This window comes from Streptomyces sp. NPDC030809 (assembly GCF_055572195.1).
Genome location: NZ_JBVIDV010000016.1, coordinates 26240 through 45488 on the forward strand (window position 1 = coordinate 26240; position 19249 = coordinate 45488).

The window sequence follows — 19249 nt, forward strand, 5'->3', positions numbered from 1 at the left end:
CCGGGCACGTCCCCGGGCACGCCTCCGGGCACGCCGACGGACCCGCCGCTCGTCGAGATCGACGGGCTGACCGTGGACTTCCCCGTCGGCGACGGGCAGTGGCTGCGGGCCGTGGACTCCCTCTCCCTCACCCTCGCCCCCGGCCGGGCCCTCGGCATCGTGGGCGAGTCCGGCAGCGGCAAGTCCACCGTGGCCGGCGCCCTCCTGGGACTGCACCGCGGCACCGGCGCCCGGCTCGGAGGCACCGTGCGCGTCGGCGGGCTCGACGTGGCCGCCGCCCGCCCCGCCGAACTGCGCGCCCTGCGCGGCGGCACCGCCGCCATGGTCTTCCAGGACCCGCTGTCCTCCCTCGACCCCTACTACTCCGTCGGCGACCAGATCGCCGAGGTCTACCGGGTGCACGCGGACGTCTCGCGGCGGGCCGCCCGGGCCCGCGCCGCCGAGGTGCTCGACCGGGTGGGCATCCCCGACGCCGCCCGCAAGGCCCGGCTGCGGCCGCACGAGTTCAGCGGCGGCATGCGCCAGCGCGCCCTCATCGCCATGGCCCTGGCCTGCGAGCCCCGGCTGCTGATCGCCGACGAGCCGACCACCGCCCTCGACGTCACCGTGCAGGCGCAGATCCTCGACCTGCTGCACGGGCTGCGCGAGGAACGCGGCCTGGCCCTGCTCCTCGTCACCCACGACGTGGGCGTTGCGGCCGAGAGCGTGGACGAGCTGCTCGTCATGCGGCACGGACGGGCCGTCGAACACGGCCCGGCCGCCGCCCTGCTGTCCGCCCCCGCCGAGCCGTACACCGCCGCACTGCTCGCGGCGGTGCCCCGGGTGGACGGGCCGCGGGCGCAGCGACCGGACCCCGCCCCCGCCGGCGCGGACGCCGAGCCGGTGGCCGAGACCTTCGGGCTGCGGCGCCGGTTCGGGCGCGGCAAGGCGGCCGTGGACGCGGTGGACGGGGTCTCCCTGGCCGTCCGCCCCGGCGAGACCCTCGGGATCGTCGGGGAGTCCGGCAGCGGCAAGAGCACCCTCGGACGGATGCTCGTCGGCCTGCTGGAACCCTCCGGCGGGCAGGTCCGCCACGAGGGCCGGGAGGTCCGCGGGGTCGTGCCCGGGGTCCAGATGGTCTTCCAGGACCCCGTCTCCTCCCTCAACCCCCGGCGCACCGTCGGGGAGTCCATCGCCGACCCGCTGCGGGCCGCGGGGGAGCGGGACGAGGCGGCCGTCCGGGCCCGGGTCACCGAACTCCTGGTCCGCGTCGGCCTGGAGGCCGGGCACTACGACCGCTACCCGCACGAGTTCAGCGGCGGCCAGCGGCAGCGCGTCGGCATCGCCCGCGCGCTCGCCCCCCGGCCCCGGCTGATCGTCTGCGACGAACCGGTCTCCGCCCTCGACGTCACCACCCAGGCCCAGGTCACCGAGCTGCTCGCGGAGCTCCAGCGGGAACTGGGCCTCGCCCTCGTGTTCATCGCGCACGACCTGGCCGTCGTACGGCAGGTCAGCGACCGGGTCGCGGTCATGCGGGGCGGCCGGATCGTCGAGGAGGGACCCGTCGAGGAGGTGTACGGCAGCCCGCAGCACGCCTACACCCGCCAGCTGCTGGCCGCCGTGCCGGCCCTCGACCCGGACCTCGCCGCCGCCCGGCGCGCGGCCCGCCGCGGCCGCACCGGGGGGACGGACGGGGGCCCGGCGGCGGAGCCGGGCACCGGGCAGGCGTCCGGCCCCGACTCCGACCCGGCCGCCGCGGCCACCGCCGGATCCGCAGCCGGAACCCGGGCGGCCTAGGTCGTGTCTTTCGGATATTGCCGGTCAAGCCCGCGGCGTCTGGTGCCGCGCATCGCAAGGCGGAGGGTAGACCGCCGTACTGGACGTACTCGGTCTGCCCGACAGCTCGGCATCCAAGGGCCTTCAAGAAGAGCCGAGACGAAGCGAGCGGAGCGAGCGCAGTGCGGCGAGGCGCGGTGCCAGGCGTCGCGGGTCAGGCAAGATCCGGAAGACACGGCCTAGCGCGGGGGAACGCCCTCGGCATCCGAAAGTTACGACTCTTCACCCCTTCCGGTGGCGCGACGGACAACCGTCCGCCGCGCCACCGGCGGATCCGCTTGAGTTCTCCCGCGGCGGGTCGCCCGGACCGAAGGCGGCCGCCCCAAACGGGAGAGCGGGGGTGTACGCGTGCGGATCGGACTGGTCACCGAAGGCGGCTATCCGTATGCGACGGGCGAGGCGCGGCTCTGGTGCGACCGGCTCGTGCGCGGCCTCGACCGGCACGCGTTCGAGCTCTACGCCCTGAGCCGCAGCGCCGAGCAGGAGGAGCGCGGCCGGGTGCCGCTGCCGCCCCACGTCACCCGGGTGCACACCGCCCCGCTGTGGGCCCCCGCCGACGACGGCCGCAGCCACGGACGCCGCGAACGCAGGCGGTTCGCCGCCGCCTTCCGCGAACTGGTGGACGGCGTGACCGCCGGCGCGTCCGAACCCTTCGCCCGCGGGCTCTACGGTCTGGCCGAACTCGCCCGCGAGGAAGGCGGCCTGTACGCGGCCCTGCGCTCCGAGACCGCCGTACGCGCCCTGGAGGCGGCCTGCCGGGCCCCCGGCGCGAGCCGCGCCCTGCACACGGTCCAGGTCTGCGACCTCCTCGCCTTCGCGGACGAACTGGAGCGCGCCCTGCGGCCCCTGTCGCTCGACTGGTACGGCACCGCACCCGGGACCGGGCTCGGCGCGGTGGACCTGTGCCACGCCGCCGCCGGCGGGATCGCGGCCCTGCCCGGGCTGCTGGCCAAACGCTTCTGCGGGGTCCCGCTGCTGGTCACCGAGTACGGGGTCCAGCTGCGCGCCCACTACCTGGAGCAGGCCGGGGCCCCGCGCTCCGCGGCCGTACGCGCCCTCCTGGCGGCCTTCCACGGGCGGCTCGCCGCCGAGATCTACCGGCAGGCCGACGCCCTCACCCCCGGGAACACCCACGCCCGGCGCTGGCAGGAGCGGTGCGGGGCCGACCGGGCCCGCGTGCGCACGGTCTACCCCGGCATGGAGGCGGACCGATTCGCCTCGGTCGGCGAGGACCCGGAGGCCGGGGACCCGCTCACGCTGGTGTGGGTCGGCCGGATCGAGCCCGCCAAGGACCTGATCGGGCTGCTGCACGCCTTCGCCGAGGTGCGCAAGGAGGAACCGGCCGCGCGGCTCCGGCTCTTCGGGGCCCCCGTCCGCACCGCCGAAGCCGCCGGCTACCTGGCGCACTGCCGGGCCCTGGCCGCCCAGCTCTTCCCCGACGAGGCCGCGGACGTCCGCAGCGCCGGGGACAACCCCGTCTCCTTCGAGGAGATCGGCGGCCCCGAGGCCCCGGAGCCCGCGGACGCCTACGCCGCAGGGCGGGTCGTGGTCCTGTCCTCGGTGGTCGAGGGCTTCCCGATCAGCCTGGTCGAGGCCATGTTCTGCGGCCGGGCCACCGTGTCCACCGACGCAGGCGCCGTGTGCGAGGTCATCGGCGGCACCGGACTGGTGGTGCCCCCGCGCAACCCGCGCGCGCTCGCCGAGGCCTGCACCGCACTGCTGCGCGACCCCGAACGGGCCGCCCGGCTCGGCGCCGCGGCCCGGGCCCGCGCCCTCGAACTCTTCACGGTCGAGCAGAACACCGCCGCCTTCCACGCCCTCTACCTGGACCTGATCGCCCGCAACCCGGCAGGCCCCGCCGACCCGGCGGTCCCCTTCGGCCTCCCGCCCGAGGCCCGCTTCCCCGGCGCCTGGCGGGGCGCGGCAGGCGCCGCCGGACCGGACCCGGCCGCAGGCCCCCCGGGCCCCGGCGCACCGGACCCGGCCGCCGGGCCGGACCCCGCGCCCGGGACCCATGTCGGGGCGGAGGCACGGGTATGAACCGAGGACACGGAGCGAGCGGGGGCCGGCCGGGTGAACCGGCCGCCGCCCGCATTGACCCGGGCGTCAACACGGCAGTCAACGCGGCGGCCCGCCGGCGCGGCGCGGCCGACCCGGTCAAGGCGCTCATGCACCGGCACCGCGAACTGTGCGAGCGGGCCGTCGACCCGCTGGAGATCGCCGTCGGACTGGAGGCGCACGGGGTCACCGACCGCACCGCCGCCCGGTTCCGGCACCGGGACGTCTTCTCCCTCGCCGAGGAGCTCTACGCCCGGGTCCCCCGCGGCGAGACCGCCCCGGCCGGGCCGCGACCCGCGCCCCCGGGACGCGCCCGCGAGCACGCCCTCGCGTACGGGTACGCCCTGCTCGCCGGGGCCCTCGCGGTCACCGCCGCGCAGGCGCCCGGCGGCGGACCCGCCGGGACCGCCGCCCGCGCCGCCGCCGTCCTCGCCGCCCTCCTGCTCTGCCTGCGCCGCGGCCCGCTCCGCGCGGCCGCCCCCGGCCGGGCCCCCGCCCTGACCCGTACCGCCGCCGCCCTCCTCCTCGGCTACGGCTGGTACACCGGCGCGGCCACCGCCGCCGCCCTCGCCCTGTCCCTCGCCCCCGCCGTCGGCTGCGCCGCCCTCTTCGCCGCCGGCACCCGCCGCCGACTGGCCGCCAGTCGGGCCCTGGACGACTTCGCCGCGGGCACCCGCCCGCTCTGCCTCGCCGTCACCGCGCTCCACGCCACCGCCCTCGCCGGCCTGCTCCTCCTCACCGGCGGCGCACCGCTCACCGGGCTCGCCCTCGGCGTCCTCCTCTTCGAGGCCCGGCTGCTCGCCGTCCACGGCCTCCCCGCCGGCCCGGCCCTCGGCGCGGCCTGCGCCGCCGAGGCCGCGGCCCTGGCCGCCGGGCTCCCCGGCGCCGGGCTCGCCGCCGCCGCCCTCGCGCTGCTCGTACACGCCTGCGCCGCCCTGTCCCGCGCCTCCGCCCATTCCCGGGCCTGACCGCCGTCCACGGGCCGTGGAGCCGACGCCACGGTCCCAGCCCCATCCGGAACACCCGCCTCAGAAGGAGAAACGACAGATGACCGCCCAACCGACCGCCACGCCCCGTCGGCACCGAGGAGGCACGCGATGAGGGTGCTGCTGATCGGAGCCAACGGATACCTCGGCCGCTACGTCGCCGACCGGCTCCTCGCCGACCCCGCCGTCCAGCTCACCGCCCTCGGCCGCGGTGACGACGCCGACGTCCGCTTCGACCTCGCCACCGGCAGCCCCGGGGCCCTCACCCGGTTCCTCGACGCCGTCCACCCCGGCGTCGTGATCAACTGCGCGGGCACCACCCGCGGCGGGGCCCGCGAACTGACCCGGCACAACACCGTGGCCGTCGCCACCATCTGCGAATCGCTGCGCCGCAGCGGCTGCGGAGCCCGCCTGGTCCAGCTCGGCTGCGCCGCCGAGTACGGGCCCAGCCAGCCCGGATCCTCCACCGCCGAGGACGCCGTGCCCAGACCGGGCGGCCCGTACGGGGTCAGCAAGCTCGCCGCCACCGAACTCGTCCTCGGCTCCGGCCTCGACGCCGTGGTCCTGCGGGTCTTCTCGCCCGTCGGCCCCGGCACCCCCGCCGGCTCCCCGCTCGGCCGGCTGGCCGAGGCCATGCGCCGGGCCATGCAGTCCGGCGACAGCGAGCTGAAGCTCGGCGGGCTCGGGGTGCAGCGCGACTTCGTCGACGTACGCGACGTGGCCCGGGCCGTGCACGCGGCCTCGCTCTCCGCCGCCCAGGGCGTGGTCAACATCGGCACCGGGCGGGCCGTCCGGCTGCGCGACGCGGCCGCCGTGCTCGCCCGGGTCGCCGGCTACGGCGGCTCCCTGCACGAGGTGGACGCTCCGCCGCAGCACCCCGGCTACGGCAGCCGCCCGCCCCTCGCCGCCATCGGGGCCCCCCGCTCCGAGGCCACCTCCGACCAGATCGCCGCCGCCGTGCCGCCCTCCTACCCGTACCCCGACGGGTGCGGGGCCTGGCAGCAGGCCGATGTGCGCACCGCCCGCGACCGCCTCGGCTGGCGGCCCCGGATCAACCTGGAGGAGTCCCTCGCGGACATCTGGATGGAGGCGGCATGTCGCATCTGACCAGCACCGGGGCGGCCCGGCCGGCAGCCGCCGAGGCCGGCGGGATCGGGGTCGGCGCCCCCGGCTACGCCCACCCGCTGGTCGCCCCCGTGGAATGGGCCGAGCTCACCCGTCCCGGCACCCCGCTGCACTGGGCCGTGCTCAACGTCTCGGACGGCCCCGGACAGCGGCCCGACCCGCACTGCACCGAGGCCTCCGGGCGGCTCCGCGAGGCCGGCGGCACCGTACTCGGGCATCTCGCCATGCGAGACGGCGAGCGGAGCTTCGGAGAGCTGGTCTCCGACGCCCACCGGTTCCGCGACTGGTACGGGGTGGACGGCTTCTACCTGGCGGGCGCCCCGTCCGGGGCGGCCGCGCTGGCCGGGGTGCAGCGGCTGGTGCAGACGCTGCGCACGCTCGGCGAGCCCGCCTCGAAAGGGGTCCGCATCGTCCTCGGCCACGGCATCCACCCGTACCCCGGATACGCCGAACTCGCCGACCAGCTGGTCACGTTCGCCGGTTCCTGGGCCGACTACCGGTGGTCCCAGGTGGCCGAGTGGACCGCCGAGCACCCGCCCGAGCGGTTCTGCCACCTCGTCCACGGAGTGCCCCGCACCCACCTGGAGGAGGCCCTGCGGATCGCCCGCTGGCAAGGGGCGGGGACCATCTGGTTCACCGACCGCTCCGGCCGGCCCGGCAGCGGGGACCCGTGGGCGGCGATGCCCGGCTACTGGGACGAAATCGTCTCGCGTATCGGACGGGGTGTCTCGGAATGAAGAGGGGCGTGGCAGTGTTACGGAAGAACAACCTTTGAATCTCCCCGCACCCGCGGGGATGACCCTGGAGTCCCCGTGTCGCTGCCACCCCTGGTCGAGCCGGCTGCCGAGCTCACCGTTGACGAGGTCCGTCGGTACTCCCGCCACCTGATCATCCCGGACGTCGGGATGGACGGGCAGAAGCGCCTGAAGAACGCCAAGGTGCTCGCCGTGGGTGCCGGCGGTCTCGGATCCCCCGCCCTCATGTACCTCGCCGCAGCCGGTGTCGGCACGCTCGGCATCGTCGAGTTCGACGAGGTCGACGAGTCGAACCTGCAGCGCCAGATCATCCACAGCCAGTCCGACATCGGCCGTTCCAAGGCCGAGTCGGCCCGCGACTCCGTGCTGGGCATCAACCCGTACGTGAACGTGGTCCTTCACGAAGAGCGGCTCGAAGCCGAGAACGTGATGGAGATCTTCAGCCAGTACGACCTGATCGTCGACGGCACGGACAACTTCGCCACGCGCTACCTCGTCAACGACGCCTGCGTGCTGCTGAACAAGCCGTACGTGTGGGGCTCGATCTACCGCTTCGACGGCCAGGCCTCCGTGTTCTGGTCCGAGCACGGCCCCTGCTACCGCTGCCTCTACCCGGAGCCCCCGCCGCCGGGCATGGTCCCCTCCTGCGCCGAGGGCGGCGTGCTGGGCGTGCTGTGCGCCTCCATCGGCTCCATCCAGGTCAACGAGGCGATCAAGCTCCTCGCGGGCATCGGCGAGCCGCTCGTCGGCCGCCTGATGATCTACGACGCCCTGGAGATGCAGTACCGCCAGGTCAAGGTCCGCAAGGACCCCGACTGCGCGGTCTGCGGCGAGAACCCGACCGTCACCGAGCTCATCGACTACGAGGCCTTCTGCGGCGTCGTGTCGGAGGAGGCCCAGGAGGCGGCGCTCGGCTCCACGATCACTCCGAAGCAGCTCAAGGAGTGGATCGACGCGGACGAGAAGATCGAGATCATCGACGTCCGCGAGAAGAACGAGTACGAGATCGTCTCGATCCCGGGCGCGAAGCTGATCCCCAAGGGCGAGTTCCTGATGGGCAACGCCCTCCAGGACCTGCCGCAGGACAAGAAGATCGTCCTGCACTGCAAGACGGGTGTCCGCAGTGCGGAAGTCCTCGCCGTGCTGAAGTCCGCGGGCTTCGCGGACGCGGTGCACGTGGGCGGCGGCGTGATCGGCTGGGTCCACCAGATCGAACCGCAGAAGCCGGTCTACTAGGCCGCGCCGCGCAGCGCTCGTGCGGAGAAGGGCCCCGGCCGGGGAGACCGGCCGGGGCCCTTCCCCGTACCGCCGTCGCGGCCCGCGTGGCGGGCGGGGGCCGCGGCTCAGGCGGGGCAGACCTTCTTCGCGGCCGGCACCCTGCCCTCCAGCAGGTAGGCGTCCACCGTCTGCTGCACGCACCGGTCCCCGCTGTTGTACGCGCCGTGCCCCTCGCCCTCGTACGTCAGCTCCACGCCCACGCCCGGGCCCAGCTTCTCGGCCATCCGGCGGGCCCCCTCGTACGGGGTGGCCGGGTCGCCCGTGTTGCCGACGACCAGGATCGGGGCCGCGCCCGCCGCGCCCACGTCGGGGGTCCGCCAGGCTCCCGGCACCGGCCAGGAGCTGCACCCCATCAGGCCCCAGCCGAGGAAGTCCCCGAAGACCGGCGAGGCGGCCCGGAAGCGGGGCAGCCGGGCCTTCGTCTGCTCCAGGGTGAAACGCTCCTTGGAATCGGCGCAGTTGATGGCGGTGTTCGCCGCGCCCAGGTTGCTGTACGTGCCGTCCGGGTTGCGGCCGTTCATGGCGTCGGACAGGGCGAGCAGCAACTGCCCCTGGCCGCCGTCGGCTTCGTCGATGCCCTGTTCCAGCAGCGGCCAGTACTCCTTCGAATACAGCGCCTGCGCAATGCCGTTGGTGGCGGCCGTCTCGGTGAGCTTGCGGTCGCCGACCGGCACGGGCTTGGCCCGCAGCCGCTTCTGGAGCGCCACGATCCCCTGCTCGACCTCCTTGGCGGTGCTGCCCGGCAGCAGGCACTTCTCGCCGCGGTCGATGCAGTCCTGCGCGAAGTTGCCCAGGGCCAGCTGGAAGCCCCTGGCCTGGCCGAGCGCGGACTCCTCGGCGGTCTTCGTCGGGTCCACGACGGCGTCGAAGACGGCCCGGCCGACCTTGTCCGGGAACAGGTGGGCGTAGACCCCTCCGAGTTCGGTGCCGTACGAGATGCCGAAGTAGTGCAGCTTCTCGTCGCCGAGGGCGGCCCGGATGCGGTCCAGGTCCCGGGCCGCGTTGCGGGTGCCCACGTGCGGGAGCACGGTGCCGGAGTTCTCCTCGCAGGCGGCCGCGTACTTCTTGATCCCGTCGGTGAACGCCTTCTCCTCGGCGGGGCCCTCGGGGGAGGAGTCGCCCTGGTAGTACGCGTCCAGCTCCCGGTCGCCCTCGCAGCGCACGGCGGCGCTGCGGCCGACCCCGCGCGGGTCGAAGCTGACGAGGTCGTAGCGGGCCCGCAGCCGCTGGTAGTCCTTGGCGGCGGGGGGCAGGCCGGCCACGCCGGAGCCGCCGGGGCCGCCGAAGTTGTAGACCAGCGAGCCGATCCGCCTCTTCTTGTCCAGGGCCTTCGCGCGGATCAGGGCGAGCTCGATGGTGTCGCCGTCGGGCTTCGCGTAGTCGAGGGGCACGTCGAGGGCCGCGCACTCCCATTCGGCGCCGGGGGCCGCGCCGACGCCTTCGGCGACGGAGGGGGCGGGACAGGAGTCCCACACGAGCTTCTGCGCTCCTGCGGACCCGTTGGTTCCGCCGTCGTCGGAGCAGGCGGACAGGGTGAGCGCGAGGGTGAGCGCGGTGGCGGTGGCGAGGGATCTCGTCATGCGCTCCATCCTGGGCGGGCGCCCGCACAAGCGCCCGCCCGGTGCCCCATGCGGGTGTCTCCCGGGGCTGAGCCCCGGAAGGGTCAGGACGCCCCGGACGGGTCAGGCCGGGGGCAGGGCCTCGTCCGCCGCCCGGCGCCCCGTGGCCACGCACGCCGCGACGCCGACGCCCTCGTACGCCGCCCCGCAGAGGGACAGCCCCGGCAGCTTCGCCACCGCCTCGCGGATGCGCCCGACGCGCTCGACGTGGTGCACCCCGTACTGCGGCAGGCCCCGATCCCAGCGGGTGACCCGCGCCGCGACCGGCTCCCCCAGCGCCCCCACCGCATGGTGCAGCTCGGAGATCGCGGTGCGGACCAGGTGCCGGTCGGGGCGGTCGAGGAGGTCCTCCTCGCCGATCCGGCCGACCGAGGCGCGCAGGACGAACAGGCCGGGAGCCGCATCGTGCAGCCAGGACCACTTGTTGGAGAGGAAGGAGGCCGCCTTGAGGGTGTGCCCGTCCACCGGCGGGACGAGGAAGCCGTTGCCCGCGGGCAGGAAGTGCGTGCGGTCCCGCGCGAAGGCCATGGTGATCACGGCCGTGGAGGCGTGCGGGATCGCGGACAGCTCCTCCTGCGCCGCGGGGGAGTGCGGCCGCAGCAGCTCCGCCGCGGCGAAGGCCGGCAGCGCCAGCACCACCGCGTCCGCCTCCATCGTCAGCGGCCCGTCGTCCGTCACCGCCTGCACCCGCCACCGCCCGCCCGCCGTCCGCAGCAGCGCACGGGCCGCCGTCCCGGTGAGGATCCGGGCCCCGGAGGCCTGCGCCACCGCCTGCGGGAGCCGGCCGGTGCCGCCCGCCACGCCCTGCACCGCGGCCGGGGCCGGGGCCGCCGCAGCGGGCGCGCCCTGCGCCCGGATCCGGCGCAGCGCAGGCAGCAGCGCCCCGCCCTGCTCCGCGAGCGCCGCGATCCGCGGCATGACGGCCCGGAGCGAGAGCCGGTCGGCCCGGCCCGCGTAGATCCCGCCGAGCAGCGGTTCGACCAGCCGGTCCACCGCCTCCTGCCCGAACCGCCCCGCGAGGTACGCGCCCACCGGGAGGTCCCCGGTGAGCGGCGGGGCGTCGAGCCGCTCCTCGGCGGTCACCCGGGCGGTCCCCTCCGGGGACAGCAGCCCGGTGCCGGCCAGGGCGACCGGGTCGGTGGGGATGCCCATGACGTGCCCGGCCGGCAGCGGGCGCAGCGCACCGCGGGTCCAGACCGTGACCGGGGCCTGCGCCGGATCGCACAGCGCGCCGCCCAGTCCCACCGCCCGGGCCAGGTCCACGGCCTCCGGCCGCAGGGCCATCAGGGACTCGGCGCCCTCGTCGACAGCGACCCCCGCGAGGGTGCCGGTGCGGAGTTTGCCGCCGACCTTCGGCGCGCTCTCCAGGACCGTGACATCGGCCCGTCCGCGCAGCTGCCAGGCCGCCGCGAGACCGCTGATGCCGCCGCCGATCACGATCACTGAACGCATGTCGCTGCTCTCCCGGAGAGGTAAGTTCCTGAAGTGAACATATGGGCGGGATGTGCTCTGTGTCCTCATGCTTTCGGCCGGGCTTCCGGCCCCTCCCCGCCCGCCGGGGCCCCTTCCCCGCCCGGCAGGCCCCCCTCCCCGCCCAGCAGCGCCCGCACCTCCGCCTGGTACGGGAAACTGCCCGGCCGGTACCCGCAGTACGGGTCCGCCGCCAGCACGTCCCCCGTGGCCCCGTACGCCCGGGACCGCGAACCCCCGCACACCGCCTTGAACTCGCACGCCCCGCACGCCCCGCGCAGCAGCCCCGGGTCCCGCAGCCGCCTGAACAGGGCCGACCGCCGGTAGATCTCCGTCAGCGGGCGGTCCTTCACGTTGCCCGCAGACACCGGCAGGAAGCCGCTCGGGTGCACCTCGCCCGTGTGCGAGACGAAGGCGAACCCGCGCCCCGAGGACACGTCCAGCGGGGGCCGCCGCACCGCCCGCCGCCCGCCCTCGAACAGGCCCAGCTCCGCGGCCCGCCGCGACAGCAGCCCGTACAGCGGGCCCAGCCGCGGCCGCTCGCCCTTCGCGTCGAGCACCGCCCGCTGGAGCGCCACCCGCCGGAAGTGGTGGCCCTCGGTGGTCTTCACCGCCATGACCGCCCCGCAGTCGTACAGGAAGTGCAGCACGTCCTCGGTCTCCGCCGGTGACAGCGCCGCCAGCCCGCCGCCCCGCCCGGCCGGCACCAGCAGGAAGCCGGACCAGAGCACGGCCCCCTCCCGCCGCACCAGCGCCGCGATGTCCGCGAGGTCCGTCAGGCCCTCCCGCGTCACCGCCGTGTTGATCTGCACCTTCAGGCCCAGCGCGCGGGCCTCCCGCCAGCCGCCGAGGGTCCAGTCGAACACCCCGGGCACCCCGCGGAAGGCGTCGTGCCGGGCCGCCGTCGCACCGTCCAGCGACAGGGACAGCGCCACCGCGCCCGCCTCCCGCACCGCCGCCAGGTTCTCCCGCGTCAGCGTCGGCGTACCGGAGGGCGAGACCGCCACCCGCAGCCCCAGCCCGGTGCCGTACGCGATGAGCCCGCACAGGTCGGGACGCTGGAACGGGTCCCCGCCGGTGATCACGAACAGCGGGGCCGGCCGCCCGAACTCCGCGACCGCGTCCATCACCCGCCGCGCGTCCGCCCCGTCCAGCTCCGCCGGATCGCGCACGGTCTGCGCGGTGGCCCGGCAGTGCAGGCAGGCCAGCGGACAGGCCCGGGTGGCCTCCCAGATCACCAGGAACGGCCGCTCGGCCACCGGGTGCCGCGGCCGGCGCACCACCGCCCGGCCGCCGCCGTGCACCCGGCTCACGACACCCGCTCCCAGCCCCGCTTCGGCCGCCGCTCCGCCGCCAGCGCCGGATCCCGCCGCCGGTAGACCACGTACGGCCGGAACAGGTACCCGAGCGGCGCCGAGAACACGTGCACCAGCCGCGAGTACGGGACCAGCGCGAACAGCGTGAACCCGAACAGGATGTGCAGCTTGAACGCGAGCGGCGCACTGTGCATCAGCGCGTAGTCCGGCGAGAAGGCGAACAGGCTGCGGAACCACGGGGAGATGCCCTCCCGGTAGTTGTAACCGCCCGTCTGCCCGGTCGAGTTCAGCACCGTCGCGGTCAGCCCCAGCACGATCGCGCCGAGCAGGAACGCGTACATCAGGTGGTCGCTGCGCAGCGTGGCCCGGCGCACCGCCGGCACCCGCAGCCGCCGCCACACCAGCACCGCGATGCCGGCGGCCGCCGCCGCCCCCGCCACGGCGCCCGTGGACACCGCCACCAGGTGGTACGCGTGGTCGCTCAGCCCCAGCGCCTCCGTCCAGCCCATCGGGATCAGCAGGCCCACCACGTGGCCGAGCACCACGAACAGCATGCCGAAGTGGAACAGCGGCGAGCCGATCCGCAGCAGCCGCGACTCGTGCAGCTGCGAGGAGTGCGCGGTCCACCCGAAGCGGTCGTGGCGGGCCCGCCACACGGTGCCCGCGACCAGCAGGGCGATCGACACGTACGGCAGTACGCCGAACAGGAGCAGGTCCATCACGCCGGGGTCCTTTCCGGGAGGGCGGGCCAGGGGAGGTCGGCCGGCGGTTCGAGCCCCGGGCCGAACGGCTCCGACGCCGTACCGGCCCCCACCAGCTCCTGCGGCGGCCCGCCGCGCGCCAGCGCCCGCGCGGCCTCCTTCGTCTCGGGGGAGGGCCCCGGCAGGGTGGCGCAGACCGCCGCCAGCACCGGCGCGTACGGGCTGTCCGCGTCCGCGAGCGCCAGCCGCAGCAGCTCCAGCCCGGCCCGGTGCTCCTGGAGCAGCTCGGTGCCCGCGGCCTCCCGCAGGGCCGCGAACTCCAGGGCCGCGGGCAGGAAGTCGGGCAGCTCCGCGCCCGCGAACTCCAGCCCGAAGTCCCGGTAGATCCGCTTGATCCGCACCAACGACAGGCCGCGCCGCCGGGTGTCCCCATCGGTCCACCACGTCAGGTACAGGCAGCGCCGGTTGCGGGTGTCGAAGGTGTCCGTGTACCGCTCGCACAGCTCCACCGCCGTCCGCCGCCCGGCATCGTCGAGGAACCCGCCCAGCAGTGCGGCCGGTTCGGCGGGCGCCCCGGCGAGGGCCGCACGGAGCCGCGGGAGTTCGTCGTGGAAACGGTCGCCCGGGTACTGCAGGACGCAGCCGGCGACCAGGCGCACCAGGGCATCGCCGCTCATCGGTTCCGAAAGGCTCACGAGGCCCTCCTCGTCGGACCGAGGTTGAGCATGACGCGCGGCCCCTGCACCCCGGCGGCACCCGCCACCGGGCAGCCCGCGTCCTGCGGGTCGAGCGGATGGCCGCCGGCCAGCGCCTCCGCGTCGGCACGGGCGGCCGAGGGCACCACGAACCGGTCCTCCTGCTTGGCCACCGCCAGCAGCCGGAACATGTCCTCCATCTCCGCCCCGGTCAGCCCCACCGCGGCCGCGACCGACTCGTCGCGCTCCTCGCCGAGGTTGATCCGCCGCATGTACGAGCGCATCGCCGCCATCCGCCGCAGCACCGCCTCCACCGGGTACGTGTCGCCCGCGGTCAGGATCTCCGCCAGGTACTCGACCGGGATCCGCAGCGCGTCCACGGCCCCGAACAGGTTCCCCGCGTCCTCGCCGTCCTCGCCGGTCGCGGCCACCGCCTCCACCACCGGCGACAGCGGCGGCACGTACCAGACCATCGGCATCGTCCGGTACTCCGGATGCAGGGGCAGCGCCACCTGGTAGGTCGCGATCAGGTCGTAGACGGGGGAGCGCCGGGCCGCCCCGATCCACTCCTCGTTCAGCCCCGCCGCCCGCGCGGCGGCCACCACCTCCGGATCGTGCGGGTCGAGGAAGCACTCCAGCTGCGCCGGGTACAGGTCGTGCTCGTCCTCCACCGCCGCCGCCTCCGCGACCCGGTCGGCGTCGTAGAGCATCACGCCCAGGTAGCGCATCCGGCCCACGCAGGTCTCCGAGCACACGGTCGGCATCCCCGCCTCGATCCGCGGGAAGCAGAACGTGCACTTCTCGGCCTTGCCGGTGGCGTGGTTGAAGTACACCTTCTTGTACGGGCAGCCCGTCACGCACATCCGCCAGCCGCGGCAGGCGTCCTGGTCGACCAGGACGATCCCGTCCTCCTCGCGCTTGTACACGGCCCCCGAGGGGCAGGAGGAGACGCACGCCGGGTTCAGGCAGTGCTCGCACACCCGCGGCAGGTAGAACATGAAGGACTGCTCGAACTCGAAGCGGATCCTCTCGCCCACCTGCTCGCGGATCTTCTCCACCACCGGGTCCTTCGGGGCGTGCTCGGGCGCCCCGCCCAGGTTGTCGTCCCAGTTCGGGCCCCACTCGATCTTGTCCATCGGCTCGCCCGTGACCTGCGAGACCGGACGGGCCGTGGGCAGGTCCTCGCCCGCCGGGGCCTCCGTGAGGTTCTTGTACTCGTACGTCCACGGCTGGTAGTAGTCGCCCAGCTCCGGCAGGTCCGGATTGGCGAAGATCCTTCCCAGCCGGGCCAGGCGCCCGCCGGCCCGCAGCCGCAGCCGGCCCGAACGGGTCCGCTCCCAGCCGCCCTTCCACCGCTCCTGGTCCTCCCAGCGGCGCGGGTAGCCCTGGCCGGGGAGGGTCTCGACGTTGTTGAACCAGACGTACTCGGTGCCCTGCCGGTTGGTCCACGCCTGCTTGCAGGTGACCGAACAGGTGTGGCAGCCGATGCACTTGTCGAGGTTCATGACCATCGCGATCTGTGCCATCACGCGCATGCGACTAGAACTCCACCTTCTGCGAGCGGCGGCGGACGACCGTCACCTCGTCGCGCTGGTTCCCGGTCGGGCCCAGGTAGTTGAAAGCCCACGTCAGCTGTGCGTAACCGCCCACGAGGTGCGTGGGCTTGAGCATCACGCGGGTCAGCGAGTTGTGGATGCCGCCGCGGCGGCCGGTCTGCTCCGTCTTCGGCACGCCGACCGTGCGCTCCTGCGCGTGGTTCATGTAGACCGTGCCCGGAGGCATCTTGTGGGAGACGATCGCCCGGGCGGTGACCACGCCGTTGCGGTTGACCGCCTCGATCCAGTCGTTGTCCGCGACCCCGATCGCCGCCGCGTCCTGCGGGGACATCCACACCGTCTGCCCGCCGCGGCCCAGCGTCATCATGTACAGGTTGTCCTGGTACTGGCTGTGGATGGCCCACTTGTTGTGCGGGGTCAGGTACCGCACCGCCACCGACTTCTGCTCCACCCGGCCCAGCTCGGGCTCCCCGTACAGCCGGTGCATGTCCAGCGGCGGCTTGTACACCGGCAGCGCCTCGCCCACCTCGTGCAGCCAGTCGTGGTCCAGGAAGAAGTGCTGGCGGCCGGTGAGCGTGTGCCACGGCTTGAGGTGCTCGGTGTTCACCGTGAACGCCGTGTACCGGCGGCCGCCCGCCTCCGAACCCGACCACTCCGGCGAGGTGATCACCGGCACCGGCCGGGCCTGCGTGTCCGCGAAGCCGATCCGCCTGCCCTCGGCCTCCGCCGCCAGATGGGCCATGGGCGTGCCCACCTTCTTCTCCAGCGCCTCGAACCCCTGCACGGCAAGCCGGCCGTTGCTCGTGCCCGAGAGCGACAGGATCGCCTCGCAGGCCCGCTGCGCGGTGTCCAGCCGGGGGCGGCCCGCGGCCACGCCCGTACGCACCGTGCCGTTCTGCGCCGCCAGGTGGGCGACCTCCTCGGACACCTCGTACGTGACGGCCTTCGTGGTCACCCCCAGCCGGTCCACCAGCGGGCCGAGCGCCGCGAACTTCTCGCCGACCGCCCCGTAGTCCCGCTCGACCACCGCCAGGTTGTACATGGTCCGGCCCGGCACCGGCTCGCACTCGCCCTTCGACCAGTCCAGCGCCACCCCGCCCGGCTGGGCCATCTCCCCGCCGGGGGTGTCGTGCTGGAGGGCGGTCGCCACCAGGTCGCGGCGCACGCCCAGGTGCTCCGCGGCCAGCTCGCCGAAGCGCCGGGCGATCGCCAGGAAGGCGTCGTAGTCCGAACGGGCCTGCCAGGGCGGGTCCACGGCCGGGGTGAACGCGTGCAGGAACGGGTGCATGTCCGTAGAGGACAGGTCGTGCTTCTCGTACCAGGTCGCCGCCGGCAGCACCACGTCCGACAGCAGGGTGGTCGAGGTCATCCGGAAGTCCATGGACATCAGCAGGTCGAGCTTGCCCTCCACGTCCTCCTCCCGGTACCTGACCTCCTTCGGAGTGCAACGCGGCCCGTCCTCGGGGAGGTTGGAGTGGGTGCCCAGCAGGTGCTTGAGGAAGTACTCGTTGCCCTTGGAGCTGGACCCCAGCAGGTTCGCCCGCCACACGTTCAGCACCCGCGGCCAGTTGCCCGGCGCGTCCGGATCCTCGCCCGCGAACCCCAGCGTGCCCGCCCGGAGTTCGCGCACCGCATCGGCCACCGGATCCGAAGACTCGCCCAGCTCCAGCGGATTGCGGTCGAACGTCGGGTACGAGGGCATCCAGCCCATCCGCGCCGACGCGGCCAGGCAGTCCGCGCCCGACATCCCCGCGAAGGCGCCCGTGGCCAGCGGCGAGGCCAGCGCATCCGCGGGCAGCGTGTCGTACCGCCACTGCCCGGTGTGCAGGTAGAACCAGGCCGCGCCGATCATCTGGCGGGGCGGGCGGGACCAGTCGGAGGCCGCCGCCAGGGTGGCCCACCCGGTCACCGGCCGGCACTTCTCCTGGCCCACGTAGTGGCCCCAGCCGCCGCCGTTGCGGCCCTGGCAGCCGGTCAGCGTCAGCAGGGCCAGGAAGGCCCGGTAGATCGTCTCGGAGTGGAACCAGTGGTTGGTGCCCGCCCCCATCAGGATCATGCAGCGGCCCCGCGAACTCTCCGCCGTCCGCGCGAACTCCCGCGCCACCCGCACCGCCTGCGCCGCCGGCACCGAGGTGAGCGACTCCTGCCAACCCGGCGTACCGGGCGCGGAGGCGTCCTCGTACGAGACCGGCCAGCTGCCCGGCAGACCCGGCCGGGACACCCCGTACTGCGCGAGCATCAGGTCGAAGACGGTGGTCACCAGCCGGCCGCCGAGCCGGCGCACCGGCACCCCGCGCACCACCGTGCCCGCCTCGTCCTCCTCGAACCGCGGCAGGACCACCTCCGCGGCCCCGCCGCCCTCCCCGTACAGGGTCAGCCGCGGCACGGTCCCCCCGAGGTCGAGGTTCCAGTCCGGGGTGTCCGGCGCGCCCCAGCGGTGCCCGAGGGTGCCGTTCGGCACCACCGGCCCGCCGGTCGCGTCGTCGACCAGGACCGTCTTCCACTGCGCGTTCTCGGTGTCCTGCCCCAGATCGGCCGCCGTCACGAACTTGCCCGGGACCAGGCCCCGTTCCGTCTCCTTCAGCGACACCAGGAAGGGCAGGTCGGTGTACCGGCTCACGTAGTCCGCGAAGAAGGGGGTCTCCCGCTCGACGAAGAACTCCTTGAGGATCACGTGCCCCATGGCGAGGGCCAGCGCCCCGTCCGTGCCGGGGTGCGGGTGCATCCACTCGTCGGCGAACTTCGTGTTGTCCGCGTAGTCCGGGGAGACCGCGACCACCTTCTGGCCGCGGTAGCGGGCCTCCGCCATCCAGTGCGCGTCCGGGGTCCGCGTCACCGGGACGTTCGAGCCCCACATCATCAGGTAGGCGGCGTCCCACCAGTCGCCCGACTCGGGCACGTCGGTCTGGTCGCCGAACACCTGCGGGGAGGCCACCGGCAGGTCCGCGTACCAGTCGTAGAAGCTCAGCATCGGCGCACCGATGAGGGAGTGGAACCGGGCCCCGGCCGCGTGCGAGGCCATCGACATCGCCGGGATGGGCGAGAAGCCCGCCACCCGGTCCGGGCCGTGCTCGCGGATGGTGTGCACGTGCGCGGCGGCCACCAGCTCGACGGCCTCCTCCCAGCTCGCCCGGACCAGCCCGCCCTTGCCGCGGGCCCGCTGGTAGCGGCGCCGCCGGCCCGGGTCGCGCTGGATGTCCGCCCAGGCCTCCACCGGGTCCTTCAGCCGCTTCTTCGCCTCCCGGTACATCTCCAGCAGCGTGCCGCGCACGTACGGGTAGCGGACCCGGGTGGGGGAGTAGCTGTACCAGGAGAACGAGGCGCCGCGCGGGCAGCCGCGGGGCTCGTACTCGGGCCGGTCGGGACCCACCGACGGATAGTCCGTGGCCTGGGTCTCCCAGGTGATGATCCCGTCCTTGACGTAGACCTTCCAGCGGCACGAACCGGTGCAGTTCACGCCGTGCGTGGAATGCACGACCTTGTCGTGGCTCCAGCGGTCCCGGTAGAAGGCCTCCGCCTCCCGGCCGCCCGTCCGGTGGACCGTGCGCAGGTCCTCGGACACCTCGGCGCGGGTGAAGAAACTCCCCGCCCTGACCAGCGAATCGGCGGCCCCCCGGGGCCCGCCCTGATGCTCCTGCAAAGCGACCCTCCAGGCCGGAACACGCGAATGGGGAGGGGCGCGGTGCACCGGGCGATTCCCTGGCGGAATTCCGGGCAGGCAGCCCCGCACTTCGACCGTACGCCCGCCGCGGGAGCCGTCCCGGTGCCAAAGGTCCCGTACGGCCGTGACCTCCTTCCGGAGTTTTCCGGGCCTCCCGGATGCCATCCTGGAAAACCCCAACTCGCGCCGGGGGAAAGAGATGACGCGCCGGAAT

At 74.6% G+C, this 19249-nt stretch carries 13 protein-coding genes; 6 read left to right on the forward strand and 7 right to left on the reverse strand.

Annotation, left to right across the window (positions count from 1 at the left end):
- Nucleotides 1-57 precede the first annotated feature (57 nt).
- From ACZ407_RS21440 to moeZ, 6 genes are all read left to right on the forward strand, one after another.
- On the forward strand, nucleotides 58-1776 hold the full coding sequence (locus tag ACZ407_RS21440) for a dipeptide ABC transporter ATP-binding protein (protein WP_468130766.1): 1719 nt from the start codon (nucleotides 58-60) through the stop codon (nucleotides 1774-1776).
- Between the two features lie 387 nt (nucleotides 1777-2163).
- Nucleotides 2164-3855: a DUF3492 domain-containing protein gene (locus ACZ407_RS21445; protein WP_468130504.1), complete on the forward strand. Its 1692-nt coding sequence runs from the start codon at nucleotides 2164-2166 to the stop codon at nucleotides 3853-3855.
- Entirely contained in the window at nucleotides 3852-4841 is a 990-nt protein-coding gene (locus ACZ407_RS21450) for a hypothetical protein (protein ID WP_468130506.1), read from the forward strand. Before ACZ407_RS21445 ends, ACZ407_RS21450 begins: the two co-directional genes overlap by 4 nt.
- Nucleotides 4842-4970: 129 nt before the next feature.
- On the forward strand, nucleotides 4971-5966 hold the full coding sequence (locus ACZ407_RS21455) for an NAD-dependent epimerase/dehydratase (RefSeq protein ID WP_468130508.1): 996 nt from the start codon (nucleotides 4971-4973) through the stop codon (nucleotides 5964-5966).
- On the forward strand, nucleotides 5954-6721 hold the full coding sequence (locus ACZ407_RS21460) for a spherulation-specific family 4 protein (RefSeq protein ID WP_468130509.1): 768 nt from the start codon (nucleotides 5954-5956) through the stop codon (nucleotides 6719-6721). The genes ACZ407_RS21455 and ACZ407_RS21460 overlap by 13 nt, the downstream gene beginning before the upstream one ends.
- A gap of 75 nt (nucleotides 6722-6796) precedes the next feature.
- Entirely contained in the window at nucleotides 6797-7975 is a 1179-nt protein-coding gene (gene moeZ, locus ACZ407_RS21465; RefSeq protein WP_468130511.1) for an adenylyltransferase/sulfurtransferase MoeZ, read from the forward strand.
- A 107-nt stretch (nucleotides 7976-8082) separates the two neighbouring features.
- Here the strand turns inward: moeZ and ACZ407_RS21470 are convergent, their stop codons facing one another.
- The 7 genes from ACZ407_RS21470 to ACZ407_RS21500 form a co-directional block, all read right to left on the reverse strand.
- Nucleotides 8083-9597: an alpha/beta hydrolase gene (locus ACZ407_RS21470; RefSeq protein ID WP_468130513.1), complete on the reverse strand. Its 1515-nt coding sequence runs from the start codon at nucleotides 9595-9597 to the stop codon at nucleotides 8083-8085.
- Between the two features lie 102 nt (nucleotides 9598-9699).
- A complete protein-coding gene (gene hemG, locus ACZ407_RS21475) occupies nucleotides 9700-11088 on the reverse strand; it encodes a protoporphyrinogen oxidase (protein ID WP_468130515.1) in 1389 nt (462 codons plus the stop codon).
- A gap of 65 nt (nucleotides 11089-11153) precedes the next feature.
- Nucleotides 11154-12419: a TIGR04053 family radical SAM/SPASM domain-containing protein gene (locus ACZ407_RS21480; RefSeq protein WP_468130517.1), complete on the reverse strand. Its 1266-nt coding sequence runs from the start codon at nucleotides 12417-12419 to the stop codon at nucleotides 11154-11156.
- On the reverse strand, nucleotides 12416-13141 hold the full coding sequence (gene narI, locus ACZ407_RS21485) for a respiratory nitrate reductase subunit gamma (RefSeq protein WP_468130768.1): 726 nt from the start codon (nucleotides 13139-13141) through the stop codon (nucleotides 12416-12418). The genes ACZ407_RS21480 and narI overlap by 4 nt, the downstream gene beginning before the upstream one ends.
- Complete coding sequence (gene narJ, locus ACZ407_RS21490) at nucleotides 13141-13800, reverse strand: nitrate reductase molybdenum cofactor assembly chaperone (RefSeq protein ID WP_468130770.1); 660 nt, start codon at nucleotides 13798-13800, stop codon at nucleotides 13141-13143. The genes narI and narJ overlap by 1 nt, the downstream gene beginning before the upstream one ends.
- Before the next feature lie 14 nt (nucleotides 13801-13814).
- Entirely contained in the window at nucleotides 13815-15353 is a 1539-nt protein-coding gene (gene narH, locus ACZ407_RS21495; RefSeq protein WP_468130519.1) for a nitrate reductase subunit beta, read from the reverse strand.
- Between the two features lie 4 nt (nucleotides 15354-15357).
- Entirely contained in the window at nucleotides 15358-19014 is a 3657-nt protein-coding gene (locus ACZ407_RS21500; protein WP_468130521.1) for a nitrate reductase subunit alpha, read from the reverse strand.
- Nucleotides 19015-19249: the final 235 nt, after the last annotated feature.